This window comes from Pseudomonas sp. HMSC067G02, assembly GCF_001813485.1.
GTDB classification, from domain to species: Bacteria; Pseudomonadota; Gammaproteobacteria; order Pseudomonadales; family Pseudomonadaceae; genus Pseudomonas; species Pseudomonas aeruginosa.
This window is the reverse complement of the sequence record NZ_KV812698.1, coordinates 177,407-193,126: the sequence shown is the minus strand read 5'-3', so window position 1 is coordinate 193,126 and position 15,720 is coordinate 177,407. Positions and strand designations below refer to the sequence as shown.

The window sequence follows — 15,720 nt, the reverse complement described above, 5'->3', positions numbered from 1 at the left end:
CGGTGGTCGCCGACGAGGTGCGCAACCTGGCCCACCGCGCCCAGGAGTCGGCCCAGCAGATCCAGAAGATGATCGAGGAACTGCAGATCGGCGCCCAGGAAGCGGTCAGCACCATGACCGAGAGTCAGCGCTACAGCCTGGAGAGCGTGGAGATCGCCAACCGTGCCGGCGAACGCCTGAGCAGTGTCACCGGACGGATCGCCGAGATCGACGGGATGAATCAGTCGGTGGCCACCGCCACCGAGGAGCAGACCGCGGTGGTCGATTCGCTGAACATGGACATCACCGAGATCAACACCCTCAACCAGGAAGGCGTGGAGAACCTCCAGGCCACCCTGCGCGCTTGCGGCGAGCTGGAAACCCAGGCCGGGCGCCTGCGCCAGCTGGTGGACAGCTTCAAGATCTGAGCACTGCCCGAGCCGTAGCCGAACCGGCGGATAATCGCGCCGCGGCTATCCGCCCTACCCCCGGCCATTCGTAGGGTGAACAACGCCAACGGCGTTGTTCACCCTTATCCTGCCAGGATGCCTCCCGAGGCATGCCTTCCTCTCCGCCCGCTCCCTCTGCGACCTATTCCCGCGCTGGCTGCCCCGAACGCGCCGGCTCGCGCTTTCTTTCCTAGACTTGAAGCTACCCATGGCTCCCGCACACCGTTCGAACGACTGCCGGCGCCGGTGGTCCACTGAGTGGCAGAAGGAACAAGCTCAACGGAGGAAGGCCCATCGTGCACATCGCCGATATGACCATGTTCTACGCGCCTGCCAGCGGGGGGGTACGCACCTATCTCGAAGCCAAGCATCGCCATCTCTGGCACTATCCCGGCATTCGCCACAGCGTGCTGGTTCCCGGCGCCGGCTATCGCCAGGCGAACGGCATCCACGAGGTGCCGGCGCCGCCGCTGCCATTCGGCAATGGCTACCGCTTCCCTCTCCGTCGCGGCCCCTGGCGCAAGGTGCTGCGCAATCTGCAACCGGACCTGATCGAGGTCGGCGACCCGTACCTCACCGCCTGGGCGGCGCTCGACGCGCGACGTCGGCTGGACGTGCCGGTGATCGGCTTCTACCACTCCGACCTGCCGCTGCTGGTGAGCAATCGCATGGGCGCCTGGCTCGGCACCAACGCGGACAACTACGTCAGCAAGCTGTACGGCCACTTCGACCGGGTCCTGGCCCCCAGCCGGGTAATGGCGGAAAAGCTGATGCGCTTGGGCGTCGCCGACGTGCATGTACAACCGCTGGGCGTCGACCTGGTCACCTTCCATCCGAGCAACCGCGATCCGGGGCTGCGCCAGGAACTCGGCCTGGACGAGGAAACCCGCCTGCTGGTGTTCGCCGGGCGCGGTTCGCGGGAAAAGAACCTGCCGGTACTGCTCGACGCCATCCAGCGCCTCGGCGACGGCTATCACCTGTTGCTGGTGGGTTCCAACATGCCGACCCGGGTACCGCGCAACACCAGCGTGGTCGACCATTTCTGCGACAGCCGCGAAGTCGCCCGCCTGCTGGCGAGCAGCGACGCGCTGCTGCACGCCGGTGACCAGGAGACCTTCGGCCTGGTCGCACTCGAAGCGATGGCCAGCGGTATTCCGGTGGTGGCGGTGCGCGCCGGGGCTCTGGCGGAAATAGTCCCGGAGCGTTGCGGCGTGCTCTGCGCACCGAACAACGGCGACGCCATGGCCTGCGCGGTGCGCGAACTGTTCAGCCACGACGTCGAGCTGCGCGGCCAGCGCGCCCGCCGTCACGTCGAGCGCCAGCATGCCTGGGACGCGGTGGTCGCCGGTCTGCTCCTGCACTACCACGCGGTACTCGGCGACAGCGAGGCGAGGTTCCCGCGCTATGGCTGAACGCAGCCTGCTGCTGGTGTTGCACGACGTGGCCCCGGAAACCTGGCCGGACTACCGGCCCTTCGTCGAGGCCGTGGACGCGCTCGGCCAGGTCCCCATGACCTGGCTGGTAGTGCCCGACTTCCACCATCGCAACCCGTTGGAAGCCGACGAAAAGTTCTGCGAACTGCTCTCGCGGCGGGTGGCCCGGGGTGACGAACTGGCTCTCCACGGCTTCTATCACTACGATGACGCCCCACCACCGCGTACTCCAGGGCAATACTTCATGCGTCGCATCTACACCTGGGAGGGAGAGTTCTATGCCCTCGACCACGCCGAGGCCAAGGCCCGCCTGGCCGCCGGCATCGAACTGTTCCGCCGCCGCGGATGGCCGCTGCACGGTTTCGTCGCGCCGGCCTGGCTGATGAGCGCCGGCACCCGCCAGGCGCTCGGCGAGAGCGGACTGCGCTACACCAGCGACCCGTCCAACCTGTATCGGCTTCCCCACCTGCAACCGATCGAGGCCCCCGGTCTGGTCTGGAGCGCGCGCAGTGCCTGGCGTCGCGGCCTCTCCTGGGCGCTCAGCGAGCAGCGCCGGCGGGCCTGGCGCGCAGCGCCGGTGATCCGCCTCGGACTCCATCCGGTCGACATGCGCCATCGCTTTTCCCGCGAATACTGGCTGCGTACCCTGCGCACCCTGCTGTCCGAGGGGCGCCAGCCGCTGACCAAGATCGACTGGCTGGAGCGCCGCCTCGCCCTGGACCACGCGGCATGAGTCGAGGCTGGTTACTGCTGTTCGGTTTGATCGGTGCCTCGCTGATTCCGCTGGTGCTCGGCGGCAGCGACATGTTCTCGCGCTTGCGCGCCTTCCCGCTGGACAGCCTGCTGCTGATGTTCGGCATGATCGTGGTCTGCTGGTTCATCAACGGCCTGCGCCTGCGGCTGCTGCTCGCCGGGCGCGCCGGCAAGCTCGGGCAGTTGCAGAGCGTCGGCATCATCATGGCCAGCGAATTCGCTTTCTGCGCCACTCCGGGCGGCAGCGGCGGGCCGTTGACCCTGATGGCGCTGCTGGCCCGGCGCGGCCTGCGCCCGGCACAGACCAGCGCGGTGTTCGCGGTCGACCAGTTGGCCGACCTGACGTTCTTCCTCTGCGCCCTCGGCGCGATCCTGATCTATGCCCTCAGCCATTCGCTGAGCCCGAACATGGAATCGAGCCTGATCTTCAGCGCGGTATTCCTGGTCGGCCTGTTCGTCGGCGCGGTAATGCTGATCCGCTACCTGCACCAGGTGATCCGCTTCAACGGGCGGGTTCTGGCGCGGCTCGGCGTGTCATCGCGCAAGCGCCTGCACTGGGGCCGCAAGATCCTGCATTTCCGCATTGCCCTGCACGACAGCCTGCGCCTGCCGAAACGACGCCTGCTGGCGGTCTTCCTTCTCAGCAGTACGCACTGGCTACTGCGCTTCAGCGTGCTCGATCTGACCCTGCGCGGCCTGGGAGTGGATATCCAGTGGGCCTGGACCTTCCTGATCCAGATGGTCTCGCTCAGCGCCGGACAGCTCTCGCTGATCCCCGGCGGCGCCGGCGGCACCGAGTTGACCTCGGCGGCCCTGCTGGCCCCCATGATCGGCAAGTCGACGGCGGCGGCGGCCATCGTCATCTGGCGAGCGGTGACCTTCTATTTCTACCTCGTCGCCGGCGGCCCGGTGTTCGCCGTGCTCGCCGGACGCCCGCTGCTGAAGAAGCTGATCAGCAGTCGCGAGGCGTCTTCCTGAGCGCATCCTCGGCGTCAGCCTCGCCCGTCTCGCTGGCGCTCTCCTGGATACGCCGCCAGAGTTCGGCCGCGCCGGGAAACTCGGTTCCGTCCTCGTCGCCGAGGGCGTCGATGTCGTAACGGCTGGTGCAACCCTCGCCGAGGGTCGGTGGCGGGCTGGCGGTGCCCGCCGACCTGGGATCGCTCATGTTCGTTCCTCCGGGTGCCGGCCCCGGCCGGCATTCCAGGGGAGCCGGCTCAGTCGAACACCACCGTCTTGTTGCCGTGTACCAGTACGCGGTCTTCCAGGTGATAGCGCAGTCCGCGCGCGAGCACCAGCTTTTCCACGTCCTTGCCCAGCCGCACCATGTCTTCGACATTGTCGCGGTGAGTGACCCGCACCACGTCCTGCTCGATGATCGGACCGGCATCCAGTTCCTCGGTCACGTAGTGGCTGGTCGCGCCGATCAGCTTGACCCCGCGCTTCGACGCCTGGTGATACGGCTTGGCGCCGATGAAGGACGGCAGGAAGCTGTGGTGGATGTTGATCACCTGGTGGGCGTACTTGCGGCACAGGTCCGGCGGCAGGATCTGCATGTAGCGAGCCAGGACGATGCAGTCGGCGCCATGTTCGTCGATCAGCCGGGAAACTTCATCGAAAGCCGGCTGCTTGTCCTGCGGATCGACGGGAACGTGGAAATACGGGATACCGTGCCACTCGACCATGCTGCGCAGGTCGTCGTGGTTGGCGATCACGCAGGGAATCTCGCAGTCCAGTTCGCCGCTGTGCCAGCGGTGCAGCAGATCGGCCAGGCAATGGGACTCCTTGCTGGCCATCAGCACCACGCGCTTCTTCACCTCGGAATCGGTGATCCGCCATTCCATGGAGAATTCGCGGGCGATCGGGGCGAAAGCCTGGCGGAAGCCATCCAGGTCGAACGGCAGAGAGTCGGCACGGATCTCGTGGCGCATGAAGAACCAGCCGTTATCGTTGTCGGAATGATGGCTGGCTTCGGTGATCCAGCCATTGTAGGTGGCCAGGAAGTTACTCACCTTGGCAACGATCCCGACCCCGTCGGGACAGGCGATCACCAGCCGAAAAGTGCGCATGGGTATACTCCAGAAACATCGCGAAAGGCCGCCATTCTAGCGGCATGGCGGGAAAAGTTCAGCCTCGACGAAGGCCTTTCGACAGGCTGTTGCGCGAGAGAATAAACCCGCACAACAGGGCAATCCCGATGCGGAATTAATTACTTTGAATTTCATCGAGAAAAGTTTTCATCGCGGTTTACTTACAGTTTCGCCCTGACTATTATTGAATCTACTTACATGCCCGCCACCGCCACTCAGCACAGACAAGGTACCTGACATGTCCCTGATCAACGAATATCGCGCCACGGAAGAAGCCATCAAGGAACTTCAGGAGCGCCTGAAGTCCCTGGAACAAGACGACAAACTGAAAAAAGAACTGGAATTCGAAGAGAAGCTGCGCACGCTGATGGGCACTTACCAGAAGTCCCTGCGTGACGTGATTTCCCTGCTCGATCCGGACGCCAAGATCGGCAAGAGCACCCGCACCGCCAAGGCGCCTGCCGGCAAGCGCGCGCGCAAGGTCAAGCAGTACAAGAACCCGCACACCGGCGAAGTCATCGAGACCAAGGGCGGCAACCACAAGACTTTGAAAGAGTGGAAAGCCAAGTGGGGCCCCGAGGCCGTCGAGAGCTGGGCCACCCTGCTCGGCTAAACCAGTCAGTTCCACGAAGAACGCCAGCCCAGTGCTGGCGTTTTTCATTTCCGCCGGATCGTACCGACTCCTCTGCCTGCGTCCTCAAGTCTCCAGCGAATAGCGTTGACGCAGTTCCGCGGCGTAATCGCGCCAGGCCGCAAGTACCGCCGGCAATGTGCCGCCCTGCTCTTGCCGACAAGCCTCCAGCGCCGCCTCGAAGGCCGGCAAAGTATTCGGTGCGCCGTATTCTTCATGGGACAAACGATTGCGGCAGAAGCTTTCCCATTGTTGGCGCTCGTCCACATTTAAAGTTTCCGGGAAATTTCGCGCACGATAGCGGAAGAACAACTCCTGCAAACGGGCATCGTCGAAGGGCCATTGTTCTTTGGCCAATTGCTCCGGTTCGGCAAGGCGCAGCTGTTCACAAAGGCGTCGATCCCGATCGCCAATAAATCCGTCATACAACTGTTGCTCGGGGTCGTCGCTGGCGGAGAAACTTTCTTCGCCATATAGCGCTGTCAGTTTGTCCGCCCAGACGGTTTGATGCTGGCGCAACAACTCGGCTTTTCGCTGGCACTCCTCGAGTTCGATGCCGGTTCGCTGGCGATCCTCGGCGCGCAATACCGACAGCGGCGCCACCACCGGGCAACGGTTGACCTGGATCTGCTTCAGCGGCACCGGCAACTCGCCCTCGGCCAGTTCGTCGCGACGGGTATACAGGCGCCTGCGCAAGTCTTCGGCCGACAACTCCAGCAGCGGCGCGGGATCGGCGCAGAGGTCGCAGACGATCAGGGCATTGCGGTTGCGCGGGTGCCAGGCCAGCGGCAGGACCACCGAGAGGAAATGGCGCTCCGCGGAAAAGCGTCCGGAGACATGCACCAGCGGCTGCAGCAGGCGCACCTGGTCGAGCACCTTGTGCTTGCTGCGCAATTGGTAGAGGTAATCGTACAGGCGCGGCTGGCGCTGACGGATCAGGCGGGCCAGGGCAATGGTGGCGCGGACATCGGAAAGCGCGTCGTGGGCCTGGCCATGCTCCAGGCCGTTTGCCGCGGTGAGCATTTCCAGCTTCAGCGACAGCCGGCCGTCCAGCTGCGGCCACTGGATGCCCTCCGGGCGCAGGGCATAGGCGGTACGGACCATGTCGATCAGGTCCCAGCGGCTATTGCCGCCTTGCCACTCGCGGGCGTAGGGATCGAAGAAGTTGCGGTACAGGCTGTAGCGCGTCACTTCGTCGTCGAAGCGCAGGGAGTTGTAGCCGGCCACGCAGGTCGCCGGCTGCGCCAGCTGGGCGTGTACCCGGGTCATGAAGTCGGCCTCGGACAGCCCCCGCTCGGCCAGCCGCTGGGGAGTGATGCCGGTGATCAGGCAAGCCATAGGGTGAGGCAGGATATCGTCGCTGGGACGGCAATACAGGTTCATCGGCTCGCCGATCTCGTTCAGCGCCTCGTCCGTGCGGATCCCGGCGATCTGCAACGGCCGGTCGCGGCGAGGGTCGATGCCGGTGGTTTCGTAGTCGTACCAAAAAATACTCGCGTTCACGGTCATTCCCTTTCTGGCGGCACCGGGCAGTCTACCAGTGACTGCCGCGAAGCTCGCGACCCACTTCGGGGATTTCCAGGTTTTCCAACGAACTCACGGAAAGCGCCGTAGGCACAGCCCGCCAGGGCGCGTCAGTGCGCATATCTGCCATCCGAACCTTGCGTTGTCCCCTCCGCCCTCGCTAGCATTCCGCTCGCACGGATGCCCGTTTCACTGACAAGGACAGCACCATGAACGACACCAGCAATCCCTACGCCACCCCCGCCAGCGCCCTGCAACCGACCCAGGCGGTGCCGCCGGTCATCGGCGACTACGACTTCCGCATCGGCGACGTGATCAGCGAAGCCTGGGCCAAGATCAAGGGCGTCAAAGGCATCCTGATCGGCGCCTTCGTGGTCTACAGCGTGGTGATCCAGACCATCACCTTCATCCTCACCCTGCTCTTCGGCGGTATCGGCCTGATGAGCGAGGCCGATCCCATCGCCTTCGCGGTCGGCCAGATGATCGCCAGCCTGGTCGCCACGGCGGTGGGCTACCCGTTCTTCACCGGCCTGACCATGATCGGCATCCGCCGCGCCGCCGACCAGCCGGCGACCTTCAACGAAATGTTCAACTACTTCGGCATGCTGGTGCCGCTGCTGCTCACCGGCCTGCTGATGATGCTGATGGTCTACGTCGGCTTCTTCCTGCTGATCATCCCCGGCCTCTACCTGAGCGTCGCCTACATGCTCGCCCTGCCGCTGGTGGCCGAGCGCGGCCTGACGCCCTGGCAGGCCCTGGAAACCTCGCGCAAGGCCATCAGCCGCCACTGGTTCAAGGTGTTCGGCCTGCTGCTGGTGCTGAGCCTGCTGATGCTGGTGAGCATGATCCCGCTGTTCATCGGCCTGATCTGGACCGGCCCGCTGTTCGTCGTTTCCATGGGTATTCTCTACCGCACCATCTTCGGCGTTCGCCCGCTGGGCAACTGAGGTGCAGACCGGGCCGTCGCGGCGGCCCGGTTGCCTGATGACGCCACGCTGGCTAGCATCTGACTTTCCCCGACACGGCCCCCCGATGCCACCGAACGCAGCCGCCCGCCTCGTCGCGCCCGCCCCCCGGCCAGGCGCCGAGGTCCTCGACACCCACTACCACGTGGAAACGCCGGAAGGCATCGACCTGCTCCTGCGTCCCGCCGGCGTCGTCCCCCGGGCCCTGGCCTATACCATCGACCTCTGCATCCGCGGCCTGATCATGCTGGTGCTGATGCTCGGCCTGGCGTTCCTCGGCAAGCTCGGCGCCGGCCTCGGCCTGCTGCTGACCTTCGTCATGACCTGGTGGTACATGGTCCTCTTCGAGGTGCTCAACCAGGGCCGCTCGCCCGGCAAGCAGATGATGGGACTGCGCGTCGTCCACGACGACGGCACTCCGGTGGGCTGGGCCGCGTCGCTGCTGCGCAACCTGCTGCGCTTCGCCGACATCCTGCCCTTCGGCTACGCCCTCGGTCTGCTCTGTTGCCTGAACCATCCGGCCTTCAAGCGCCTGGGCGACATCGCCGCCGGCACCCTGGTGGTCTACCGCGAACCCGAACTGAGCCGGCCCAGCCTGCCTGACGTCGAGCCGCAACTGCCGCCCTTCCCCATGAGCCTGGAAGAACAGCGCGCCTTCCTCGGTTTCGCCGAACGCGGCGCGGCGCTTTCCTCGGCACGCCGCGAGGAACTGGCGGGCATTCTCGCCGAACCGCTGGGCGTCGAGCCGGTACGCGCCCAGGCCGAGATCAACGGCATCGCCCGCGGCTTTCTCGGCCTGCGTCAGGAGAGCGCATGAAACAGAGCCTCTTCGAACAGCGCCACCAGGCCGCCTGGCAACGCTTCGACAAACGCCTCGCCTTTCTCGAGAAAGGCAAGAAGCTGGAAGGCTCCAGCGACGACTTCGCCGCCGATTACCGGCGCCTCTGCCAGCAACTGGCGCTGGCCCAGGAGCGCGGCTACAGCAGTCACCTGATCGACCAGTTGCAGCAACTGGCGATGCGCGGCCACCAGCAGTTCTACCGGCACCGCAGCCAGCTCGGCAGCCGCACCCTCGGCTTCCTGCTCGCCGGCCTGCCGCGCCTGGTCCGCGAGGAATGGCGCAGCATCGCCGTGGCCAGCCTGCTGTTCTACGGCAGCGCCCTGCTCATGGGGCTGCTGGTCTATCACTTTCCCGACCTGATCTACAGCGTGGTCAGCCCGGACAAGGTCAGCGAGATGGAGTCTATGTACGCCCCGGAAACCACCCGCCTGGGTCCGTTGGGGGCACGCGACACCAGCGACGACTGGGAAATGTTCGGCTTCTACATCATGAACAACATCGGCATCGCCTTTCAGACCTTCGCCAGCGGCGTGCTGCTGGGACTCGGCAGCCTGTTCTTCCTGCTGTTCAATGGCCTGATGATCGGTTCGGTGGCCGGCCACCTGACGCAGATCGGCTACGTGCAGACCTTCTGGCCGTTCGTCATCGGCCACGGCGCGTTCGAACTGACCGCCATCACCTTCGCCGGCGCCGCCGGCCTTAAGCTCGGCTGGGCGCTGCTCGCGCCAGGTCGCCTGACCCGCGGCGAAGCCCTGCGGCTGGCGGCCCGGCGCAGCGTGCAACTGATCGCCGGGGTGATCGTGCTGTTGCTGCTGGCGGCCTTCACCGAGGCCTATTGGTCTTCCATCAGTCATTTCGAGCCGCGGGTGAAGTACGCGGTCGGCGCGGTCCTCTGGCTGCTGGTCGGCAGCTACTTCCTGTTCGCCGGACGGAGCCGCCATGCGCCTGACTGACGCCAGCGTGGCGATTCGACCGCGCAGCGCCTGGGAAGCGCTCGACCTCGGCATCCTCCTGGCGCATCGCCATGCGCGCCTGCTGATGGGCAGTTGGGCGTTGCTGACCCTGCCGCTGTTCGCCGTGCTCAGCCTCCTGCTGTGGCAGCATCCGACCCTGGCGATCCTGATCTTCTGGTGGCTCAAGCCGGCCTTCGAACGACTGCCGCTGTACATTCTCTCGCACGCCCTGTTCGGCGATACGCCAACCCTGAAGCAGGCCCTGCGCGCCTATCCCGCCCTGCTGAGGAAACAGTTGCCGGCCAGCCTGCTGTGGCGCCGCTTCAGTCCGACGCGCAGCTTCGACCTGCCGGTCCTGCAACTGGAAGGGCTCGCCGGGGAGCCCCGCAGCCAGCGCCTGATCGTATTGTCCCAGCGCAACGCCGGCGGCGCGACCTGGCTGACCGTGGTCGGCGTGCACCTGGAAATGGCGCTCTGGGCCGGCTTCGCCATGCTTCTCTACCTGCTGATCCCGGCGCAGAACGAGATCGACTGGAACTGGCAGAGCCTGCTCGACCCGGAAGCCGGCGAGTGGCTCTGGCTGGAGCACCTCTCGAACCTGCTCTACGTCCTGGTGCTGGTAGTCTGGGAGCCGATCTACGTGGCCTGCGGCTTCACCCTCTACCTGAACCGGCGCACCGAACTGGAGGCCTGGGACATCGAGCTGGTGTTCCGCCGCCTGCGCCAGCGTCTGGTCGGCAGCGCCTATGTCCTGCTGCTCGGCCTGGCCGCTTCGCTGGCCTGGCTGCCCGCCCCTTCCGCCTACGCCGAGCCGGCGGCCGCCGCCAGCGCCGCCAGCGCCGGCGACGCCGAGCTGCCGCCCGAGCAGGCCCGCCTGCTGCGGCAGAAACTCAACAGCGAACAGGCCGGCAAGCAGATCCGGGCGATCGTCGACGGCGCGCCGTTCAAGAACAGCGAGACCGTTACGGGCTGGCGCTTCGGCGACAAGACCGAGAAAAAGGACAGCCGCAAGGAGGACGAAGAGCGGCTCAAGGCATTCTTCGAGGCCCTGGCCAACTGGGTGCCGTTCCGTCACGCGGCGCAGGTCATCGAAGTGCTGCTCTGGGCTCTGCTGTTCAGCGCGGTGTTCCTGCTGGTCTGGCGCTACCGAGAATGGCTGCGCCTGTTCGTCGGCAACCTGGGCTTGCCGCAACGGGCCCGCCGCGAAGCGCCGACGGTGATGTTCGGCCTCGATCTCAGTCCGGAAAGCCTGCCCGACGACATCGCCGGCAACGCCGAACGGCTCTGGAACGAGAAACCACGGGAAGCCCTCGGCCTGCTCTACCGCGGGCTGCTCAGCCGACTGCTGCATGACTACCGCCTGCCGTTGAAGGGCTCCCATACCGAGGGCGAGGTCCTGCGCCTGGTCGAAGGACTGGAGCAACAACGGCCGCTGCTGCACTACAGCCAACTGCTGACCGCCCAATGGCAGGCGCTCGCCTACGGCCACCGGCTGCCGGCCGACGACGCTCGCCAGCGCCTCTGCGATGGCTGGCGCAGCCTTTTCGCCGCGGGAGCCAAGCCATGATGAGCCGGCGCGCGCGCTTCCTGTTGCTTGCCGTGCTCCTGCTGCTGGCCGGGCTGCTGGCGATCTTCCTGGCCAGCCGCCTGCAACCCTATACGGAGACGATCGACCTCGGCCCATCGCCGGAGGCCCGGCGCAATCCCTACCTGGCCGCCGAACTGTTCCTGCGCAAGCAGGGGGTCACGGTGAGCCGCGCCGACGGCCTTGAGGTCCTCAAGGAACTGCCGCCCTCCGGGCATACCCTGCTCCTGCTCGGCAGCCGCTCCGGCATGACTCCCGGCCAGGCGCGCCGCCTGCTGCAATGGAGCGAGCAGGGCGGGCATCTGGTGCTGATCGCCGAACGCCTGTGGGACGAGGACGAGAAGAAGAGCGGCGACCTGCTGCTCGACAGCCTGGATATCCGCCAGTACCTGACCGAGGACTTCGACGACAGCCAGGACCGGGCCAGAGAGGAAACCGCCGACGCCGACGCCGACGCCGACGCCGACGAAGGTAGCGTCGACGACCATGCGACCGAAGCGCCGCCGGAGGAAGCCGCCGGCGAGGAAGAAGAGCCCGCCGACAGCGTGCCGGACTATTCCGCACTGACCCGCCTGTACCTGGAAAACGAGCGCTCGCCGGCCTACATCGGCTTCGATCCCGACTACCACCTCTACGATCCGCAGAACCACGCCTACGCCTGGGCCAACAGCGGCGACGCCACCCACCTGTTGCAGATGCAGCACGGCAAGGGCCTGGTCACGGTGCTCACCGACGCCTGGATCTGGCAGAACCGCAACATCGAGCAGTACGACAACGCCTGGCTGCTCTGGTACCTGACCCAGGACAACCAGGTGACCCTGCTCTACCGCGCCGAACGCGACAGCCTCGCCACCCTGCTCGCCCGCCACTTCCCCGAGGCCCTGGCGGCAGCGCTGCTGCTGTTGCTCGCTGGCCTGTGGCGCGCAGGGCTGCGCCAGGGTCCCTTGCAGCCGGTGGCCAGCCGTTCGCGCCGGCAACTGGAGGAACACCTGCGCGCCGGCGCCGACTTCCTCCTCCGCCAGCGCGGCCACGTCGCCTTGCTGCACGGTCTGCAACGCGACATCCTGCGCAGGGCGCGGCGTCGCCACCCCGGTTTCGAACAGCTCGGCGTCGCCGAGCAATGGCAGATCCTCGGTCGCATGACCCGCCTGCCACCCAGCGCCATCAGCCAGGCCATGCGCCCATATCCGGCGCAGCGCCTTTCCGCTGCCGACTTCACCCGCCAGGTCGCCCACCTGCAAAGCCTCAGGAATGCCCTATGAGCGAACAGACGCCCGAACAACCGAGCACCGCGCCCAACCCGGCGCTCCAGCGCCAGCGCGCCAGCCAGCTGGCCCAGGCCCTGCGCAGCGAACTGCAGAAAGCCCTGATTGGCCAGGGCGCGGTGATCGACGATGTGCTCACCGCGTTGCTCGCCGGCGGCCACGTGTTGGTGGAAGGCGTGCCGGGGCTCGGCAAGACCCTGCTGGTACGCGCCCTGGCGCGCTGCTTCGACGGCGGCTTCGCGCGCATCCAGTTCACCCCCGACCTGATGCCCAGCGACGTCACCGGCCACGCCGTATACGACCTCGCCAGCGAGCAGTTCAAGCTGCGCAAGGGGCCGGTGTTCACCCACCTGCTGCTGGCGGACGAGATCAACCGCGCGCCGGCCAAGACCCAGGCCGCCCTCCTGGAAGTGATGCAGGAGCGCCAGGTCACCCTGGAAGGACGCGCCCTGCCGGTGCCGCAGCCGTTCATGGTGCTGGCGACGCAGAACCCGATCGAGCAGGAAGGCACCTATCCGCTGCCGGAAGCCGAACTCGACCGCTTCATGCTCAAGCTGCGCATCGATTACCCGGCCGAAGCCGAGGAACAGACCCTGGTGCGCCAGGTGACCCGCTCCGCGCGCAGCGACATGCTCGACGTGGCCAACCTGCGGCCGCTGCTGAAGGACAAAGACGTTCTCGCCCTGCAGCGGATCGCCAGCGACCTGCCGATCGACGACCAGGTCCTCGACTATGCCGTGCGCCTGGCCCGCACCACCCGCAACTGGCCGGGCCTGGCCCTCGGCGCCGGACCTCGCGCGTCGATCGCCCTGGTCCGTTGCGGCCGGGCGCGGGCGCTGTTGCGCGGCGGCGAGTTCGTGGTGCCGGACGACATCAAGGGCTGTGCCCTGGCGGTCCTGCGCCATCGGGTCCGGCTGTCTCCGGAGCTGGACATCGAGGGGCTGTCGGTGGACCAGGTCCTGCAACAGTTGCTCGACCAGGTACCGGCCCCCCGCGTATGAAGCCATCGCGCGCCCTGCTGGCGCTGTTCGCCGCGCTCCTGCTGCTGGCCATCGGCCTGGGCAGCCTGTCGGCGCTCGGCCAGCGGTTGCCTGCGCAACTGCATACATTCTGGTGGGCGGTGCTCGCCGCGCTGCTCCTGCTCGGCCTGCTGGACGCCCTGTGGGCGCGCCGCCAGGCGGTGCCGAAGCTGAGCCGCCAGCTCAGCGGCAACCTGCCGCTGGGGCGCTGGAGCGAAGTGCGCCTGCATCTGCAGCACACCTATCGGCGTCCGGTTCGCCTGACCCTGTTCGATCACCTGCCGGCCGGCATGGATTTCGAGTACCTGCCGCAGGAGGTCGAACTGCGCCCGGGCGAAAGCACCGAGGTCGGCTACCGGGTGCGGCCGCTCAACCGCGGTCACTTCGTGTTTCCCCGCTGCGAGCTGGAACTGCCCAGCCCGCTGCGCCTGTGGCGGCAGCGCCGCTACCTGGAAGCACGTGGCGAGACCCGCGTCTACCCGGACTTCGCCCGCCTCTACGGCGCCGAACTGATGGCGGTCGACCACTGGCTCAACCAGATCGGCGTACGCGGCGGCCAGCGCCGCGGCCTCGGCCTGGAGTTCCACCAGTTGCGCGAATTCCGCGACGGCGACACCCTGCGCCAGATCGACTGGAAGGCCACCGCTCGCAAACGCACGCCGATCGCCCGCGAATACCAGGACGAACGCGACCAGCAGATCCTCTTCCTGCTCGACTGCGGCCGCCGCATGCGCAGCCAGGACGGCGACCTGTCGCACTTCGACCATGCCCTCAACGCCAGCCTGCTGCTGGCCTACGTGGCCCTGCGCCAGGGCGATGCGGTGGGCGCCGTGACCTTCGCCGGCGACGACCGCCGGCACCTCCCGCCGGGCAAGGGCAGCGCCCAGCTCGGCGCGCTGCTCAACACCGTCTACGACCTGCAGACCAGCCAGCGTCCCGCCGACTTCCCGGAAGCCGTGCAGGCGGTGCTGTCCCGCCAGCGGCGGCGGGCCCTGGTGATCCTGGTGACCAACCTGCGCGACGAGGACGACGAGGAACTGCTCGGCGCGGTGAAACGCCTGGGCCGCCAGCACCGGGTGCTGGTCGCCAGCCTGCGCGAGGAAGTGCTCGACACCCTGCGCCAGGAGCCGGTCGCCCGCTATGAGCAGGCGCTCGCCTACACCGGCACCATCGACTACCTGAATGCGCGCAACGGCCTCCACGAGAAGCTCGCGGCCCACGGCGTGCCAGTGCTCGATGCGCGTCCCAGCGAACTCGGGCCGGAGCTGATCAGCCGCTACCTGGGCTGGAAGCGCGCCGGCGTGCTTTGACGGATCAGACCGACTGCGGCTGGCGGGGGAAGCTGAAGTAGCGGCGCAGCGCCTCCACCAGTTCGAGGAATTCGGCGGGCGGCGCCAGCAGGTGGAAGCCGGAATCGAAATGACCGGGCGTGACGTCCTCGCAGGTCCACCGGCAGTCGGCGGAAAAATCGATGCATTGCGGGCGACCGCCCAGTCCCGGAACCTTCAGGCGCAGTTCGAAACGCGCGCCGACCAGCATCGGCAGTTGGCTGATCAGCAGCAGGCCGTCCTCGGAGACGTTGCCGATGTAGCCCATCGGCTTGTCGGTGATGCGATTGAACACCTTCAGGTAGCTGGGCAACTGATGGCGCTGGATATGTCGTTGAAGACCCATAATGGCATTTCGCTATGATTTGCAGTCCAGTATGACGATGCCGGCGCTCGGGGAACAAGCTCAGCGGCAGCGTTCGGACTCCCGCGAGGCCAGTTCGCGACGAATGGCGTCCAGCTCGGCATCGCTCAGGTAAACCGGCCCGCCGCCGGCGTCCTGCCGATAGAAGCGGCCGCCGCGTTCGAGCTGGGACAACTGTTGCCGCAAGCGCCCGCATTCCTCGGCCAGCGCAGCCTGGCGCTGGCCGGCACGTTCGGCGGCGGCGGTGCGTTCCTCGCGACGAGCATCGAAATACTCCTGGGTGCGCTGCTCGCGCTGGCGGGTCGCGGCGTCACGTTCCACCACCTGCGGCCTGACTTCGACGCGTTGCGCGCCGGCCGGTGGCGTGGCGGAGAAGTGTACCTTGCCCTGGGCATCGGTCCAGCGATAGATGTCCGCCTGTGCCAGCACGGGCATCAGGGCGACACAGAACCACAGGGCACGCATGCGAACCTCCTCCGTGAAATCCAGGACGAAGCTTACCGGATCGACCGGGGTCCCATGCGACCGACGGTCAGCCTGAACG

17 protein-coding genes are annotated in these 15,720 nt (G+C 66.7%); 12 read left to right on the top strand and 5 right to left on the bottom strand.

What is annotated here, in order from left to right:
- The 4 genes from HMPREF2914_RS21115 to HMPREF2914_RS21100 all read left to right on the top strand — a co-directional run.
- Positions 1-407, top strand: a 407-nt coding sequence (locus HMPREF2914_RS21115) for a methyl-accepting chemotaxis protein (protein ID WP_255250466.1), incomplete at its 5' end; no start/stop codon positions are given.
- A gap of 317 nt (positions 408-724) precedes the next feature.
- Complete coding sequence (locus HMPREF2914_RS21110) at positions 725-1,840, top strand: N-acetylglucosaminyl phosphatidylglycerol synthase (RefSeq protein WP_003110035.1); 1,116 nt, start codon at positions 725-727, stop codon at positions 1,838-1,840.
- The gene (locus HMPREF2914_RS21105; protein WP_003093883.1) at positions 1,833-2,594 is read left to right on the top strand and encodes an N-acetylglucosaminyl phosphatidylglycerol deacetylase; all 762 of its coding nucleotides are present in this window, start codon (positions 1,833-1,835) and stop codon (positions 2,592-2,594) included. Before HMPREF2914_RS21110 ends, HMPREF2914_RS21105 begins: the two co-directional genes overlap by 8 nt.
- Positions 2,591-3,592, top strand: a complete 1,002-nt coding sequence (locus tag HMPREF2914_RS21100) for a glucosaminyl phosphatidylglycerol flippase (RefSeq protein ID WP_003093885.1) — start codon at positions 2,591-2,593, stop codon at positions 3,590-3,592. The genes HMPREF2914_RS21105 and HMPREF2914_RS21100 overlap by 4 nt, the downstream gene beginning before the upstream one ends.
- Here HMPREF2914_RS21100 and HMPREF2914_RS21095 read toward each other — a convergent pair.
- Both HMPREF2914_RS21095 and purU read right to left on the bottom strand, forming a co-directional pair.
- On the bottom strand, positions 3,567-3,779 hold the full coding sequence (locus tag HMPREF2914_RS21095; protein WP_023092831.1) for a hypothetical protein: 213 nt from the start codon (positions 3,777-3,779) through the stop codon (positions 3,567-3,569). The two genes, HMPREF2914_RS21100 and HMPREF2914_RS21095, sit on opposite strands and share 26 nt — an antisense overlap.
- 49 nt (positions 3,780-3,828) lie before the next feature.
- Positions 3,829-4,680, bottom strand: coding sequence for a formyltetrahydrofolate deformylase (gene purU, locus HMPREF2914_RS21090; protein WP_003101174.1), 852 nt, complete (start codon positions 4,678-4,680; stop codon positions 3,829-3,831).
- A gap of 259 nt (positions 4,681-4,939) precedes the next feature.
- On the opposite strand from purU, the gene mvaT reads away from it, so the two are divergent.
- On the top strand, positions 4,940-5,314 hold the full coding sequence (gene mvaT, locus HMPREF2914_RS21085; RefSeq protein WP_003093888.1) for a histone-like nucleoid-structuring protein MvaT: 375 nt from the start codon (positions 4,940-4,942) through the stop codon (positions 5,312-5,314).
- A gap of 84 nt (positions 5,315-5,398) precedes the next feature.
- Here mvaT and sbcB read toward each other — a convergent pair whose 3' ends face one another.
- A complete protein-coding gene (gene sbcB, locus HMPREF2914_RS21080; RefSeq protein ID WP_009878058.1) occupies positions 5,399-6,841 on the bottom strand; it encodes an exodeoxyribonuclease I in 1,443 nt (480 codons plus the stop codon).
- 224 nt (positions 6,842-7,065) lie between these two features.
- Between sbcB and HMPREF2914_RS21075 the strand changes: the two genes are divergently transcribed.
- From HMPREF2914_RS21075 to HMPREF2914_RS21045, 7 genes are read left to right on the top strand one after another with little or no spacing between them, the layout of a single operon-like run.
- Positions 7,066-7,803, top strand: coding sequence for a hypothetical protein (locus tag HMPREF2914_RS21075; RefSeq protein WP_003101171.1), 738 nt, complete (start codon positions 7,066-7,068; stop codon positions 7,801-7,803).
- Between the two features lie 37 nt (positions 7,804-7,840).
- On the top strand, positions 7,841-8,638 hold the full coding sequence (locus tag HMPREF2914_RS21070; RefSeq protein ID WP_003134638.1) for an RDD family protein: 798 nt from the start codon (positions 7,841-7,843) through the stop codon (positions 8,636-8,638).
- The gene (locus tag HMPREF2914_RS21065; protein ID WP_023092832.1) at positions 8,635-9,615 is read left to right on the top strand and encodes a stage II sporulation protein M; all 981 of its coding nucleotides are present in this window, start codon (positions 8,635-8,637) and stop codon (positions 9,613-9,615) included. The genes HMPREF2914_RS21070 and HMPREF2914_RS21065 overlap by 4 nt, the downstream gene beginning before the upstream one ends.
- Entirely contained in the window at positions 9,602-11,182 is a 1,581-nt protein-coding gene (locus HMPREF2914_RS21060) for a DUF4129 domain-containing protein (protein ID WP_023092833.1), read from the top strand. Before HMPREF2914_RS21065 ends, HMPREF2914_RS21060 begins: the two co-directional genes overlap by 14 nt.
- Positions 11,179-12,462: a DUF4350 domain-containing protein gene (locus HMPREF2914_RS21055; protein ID WP_023092834.1), complete on the top strand. Its 1,284-nt coding sequence runs from the start codon at positions 11,179-11,181 to the stop codon at positions 12,460-12,462. Before HMPREF2914_RS21060 ends, HMPREF2914_RS21055 begins: the two co-directional genes overlap by 4 nt.
- Positions 12,459-13,466 (top strand): AAA family ATPase, encoded by a 1,008-nt coding sequence (locus HMPREF2914_RS21050; protein WP_003093896.1) that lies wholly within the window; start codon positions 12,459-12,461, stop codon positions 13,464-13,466. Before HMPREF2914_RS21055 ends, HMPREF2914_RS21050 begins: the two co-directional genes overlap by 4 nt.
- Positions 13,463-14,794 carry a DUF58 domain-containing protein gene (locus HMPREF2914_RS21045; RefSeq protein WP_023092835.1) on the top strand — a complete coding sequence of 444 codons (1,332 nt, stop codon included), beginning with the start codon at positions 13,463-13,465 and terminating at the stop codon, positions 14,792-14,794. Before HMPREF2914_RS21050 ends, HMPREF2914_RS21045 begins: the two co-directional genes overlap by 4 nt.
- Positions 14,795-14,798: 4 nt before the next feature.
- On the opposite strand, the gene HMPREF2914_RS21040 is transcribed toward HMPREF2914_RS21045, so the two are convergent.
- Positions 14,799-15,158: a PilZ domain-containing protein gene (locus HMPREF2914_RS21040; protein WP_003093898.1), complete on the bottom strand. Its 360-nt coding sequence runs from the start codon at positions 15,156-15,158 to the stop codon at positions 14,799-14,801.
- Between the two features lie 60 nt (positions 15,159-15,218).
- Entirely contained in the window at positions 15,219-15,641 is a 423-nt protein-coding gene (locus tag HMPREF2914_RS21035) for a DUF4124 domain-containing protein (RefSeq protein WP_003093901.1), read from the bottom strand.
- Positions 15,642-15,720: the final 79 nt, after the last annotated feature.

Coding starts and splice junctions, on each gene's coding strand:
- HMPREF2914_RS21045 (WP_023092835.1), top strand. CDS start 13,463: ATGAAGCCATCGCGCGCCCTGCTGGCGCTGTTCGCCGCGCTCCTGCTG.
- mvaT (WP_003093888.1), top strand. CDS start 4,940: ATGTCCCTGATCAACGAATATCGCGCCACGGAAGAAGCCATCAAGGAA.
- HMPREF2914_RS21060 (WP_023092833.1), top strand. CDS start 9,602: ATGCGCCTGACTGACGCCAGCGTGGCGATTCGACCGCGCAGCGCCTGG.
- HMPREF2914_RS21100 (WP_003093885.1), top strand. CDS start 2,591: ATGAGTCGAGGCTGGTTACTGCTGTTCGGTTTGATCGGTGCCTCGCTG.
- HMPREF2914_RS21035 (WP_003093901.1), bottom strand. CDS start 15,641: ATGCGTGCCCTGTGGTTCTGTGTCGCCCTGATGCCCGTGCTGGCACAG.
- HMPREF2914_RS21105 (WP_003093883.1), top strand. CDS start 1,833: ATGGCTGAACGCAGCCTGCTGCTGGTGTTGCACGACGTGGCCCCGGAA.
- HMPREF2914_RS21050 (WP_003093896.1), top strand. CDS start 12,459: ATGAGCGAACAGACGCCCGAACAACCGAGCACCGCGCCCAACCCGGCG.
- HMPREF2914_RS21065 (WP_023092832.1), top strand. CDS start 8,635: ATGAAACAGAGCCTCTTCGAACAGCGCCACCAGGCCGCCTGGCAACGC.
- HMPREF2914_RS21095 (WP_023092831.1), bottom strand. CDS start 3,779: ATGAGCGATCCCAGGTCGGCGGGCACCGCCAGCCCGCCACCGACCCTC.
- purU (WP_003101174.1), bottom strand. CDS start 4,680: ATGCGCACTTTTCGGCTGGTGATCGCCTGTCCCGACGGGGTCGGGATC.
- HMPREF2914_RS21040 (WP_003093898.1), bottom strand. CDS start 15,158: ATGGGTCTTCAACGACATATCCAGCGCCATCAGTTGCCCAGCTACCTG.
- HMPREF2914_RS21070 (WP_003134638.1), top strand. CDS start 7,841: ATGACGCCACGCTGGCTAGCATCTGACTTTCCCCGACACGGCCCCCCG.
- HMPREF2914_RS21075 (WP_003101171.1), top strand. CDS start 7,066: ATGAACGACACCAGCAATCCCTACGCCACCCCCGCCAGCGCCCTGCAA.
- HMPREF2914_RS21055 (WP_023092834.1), top strand. CDS start 11,179: ATGATGAGCCGGCGCGCGCGCTTCCTGTTGCTTGCCGTGCTCCTGCTG.
- sbcB (WP_009878058.1), bottom strand. CDS start 6,841: ATGACCGTGAACGCGAGTATTTTTTGGTACGACTACGAAACCACCGGC.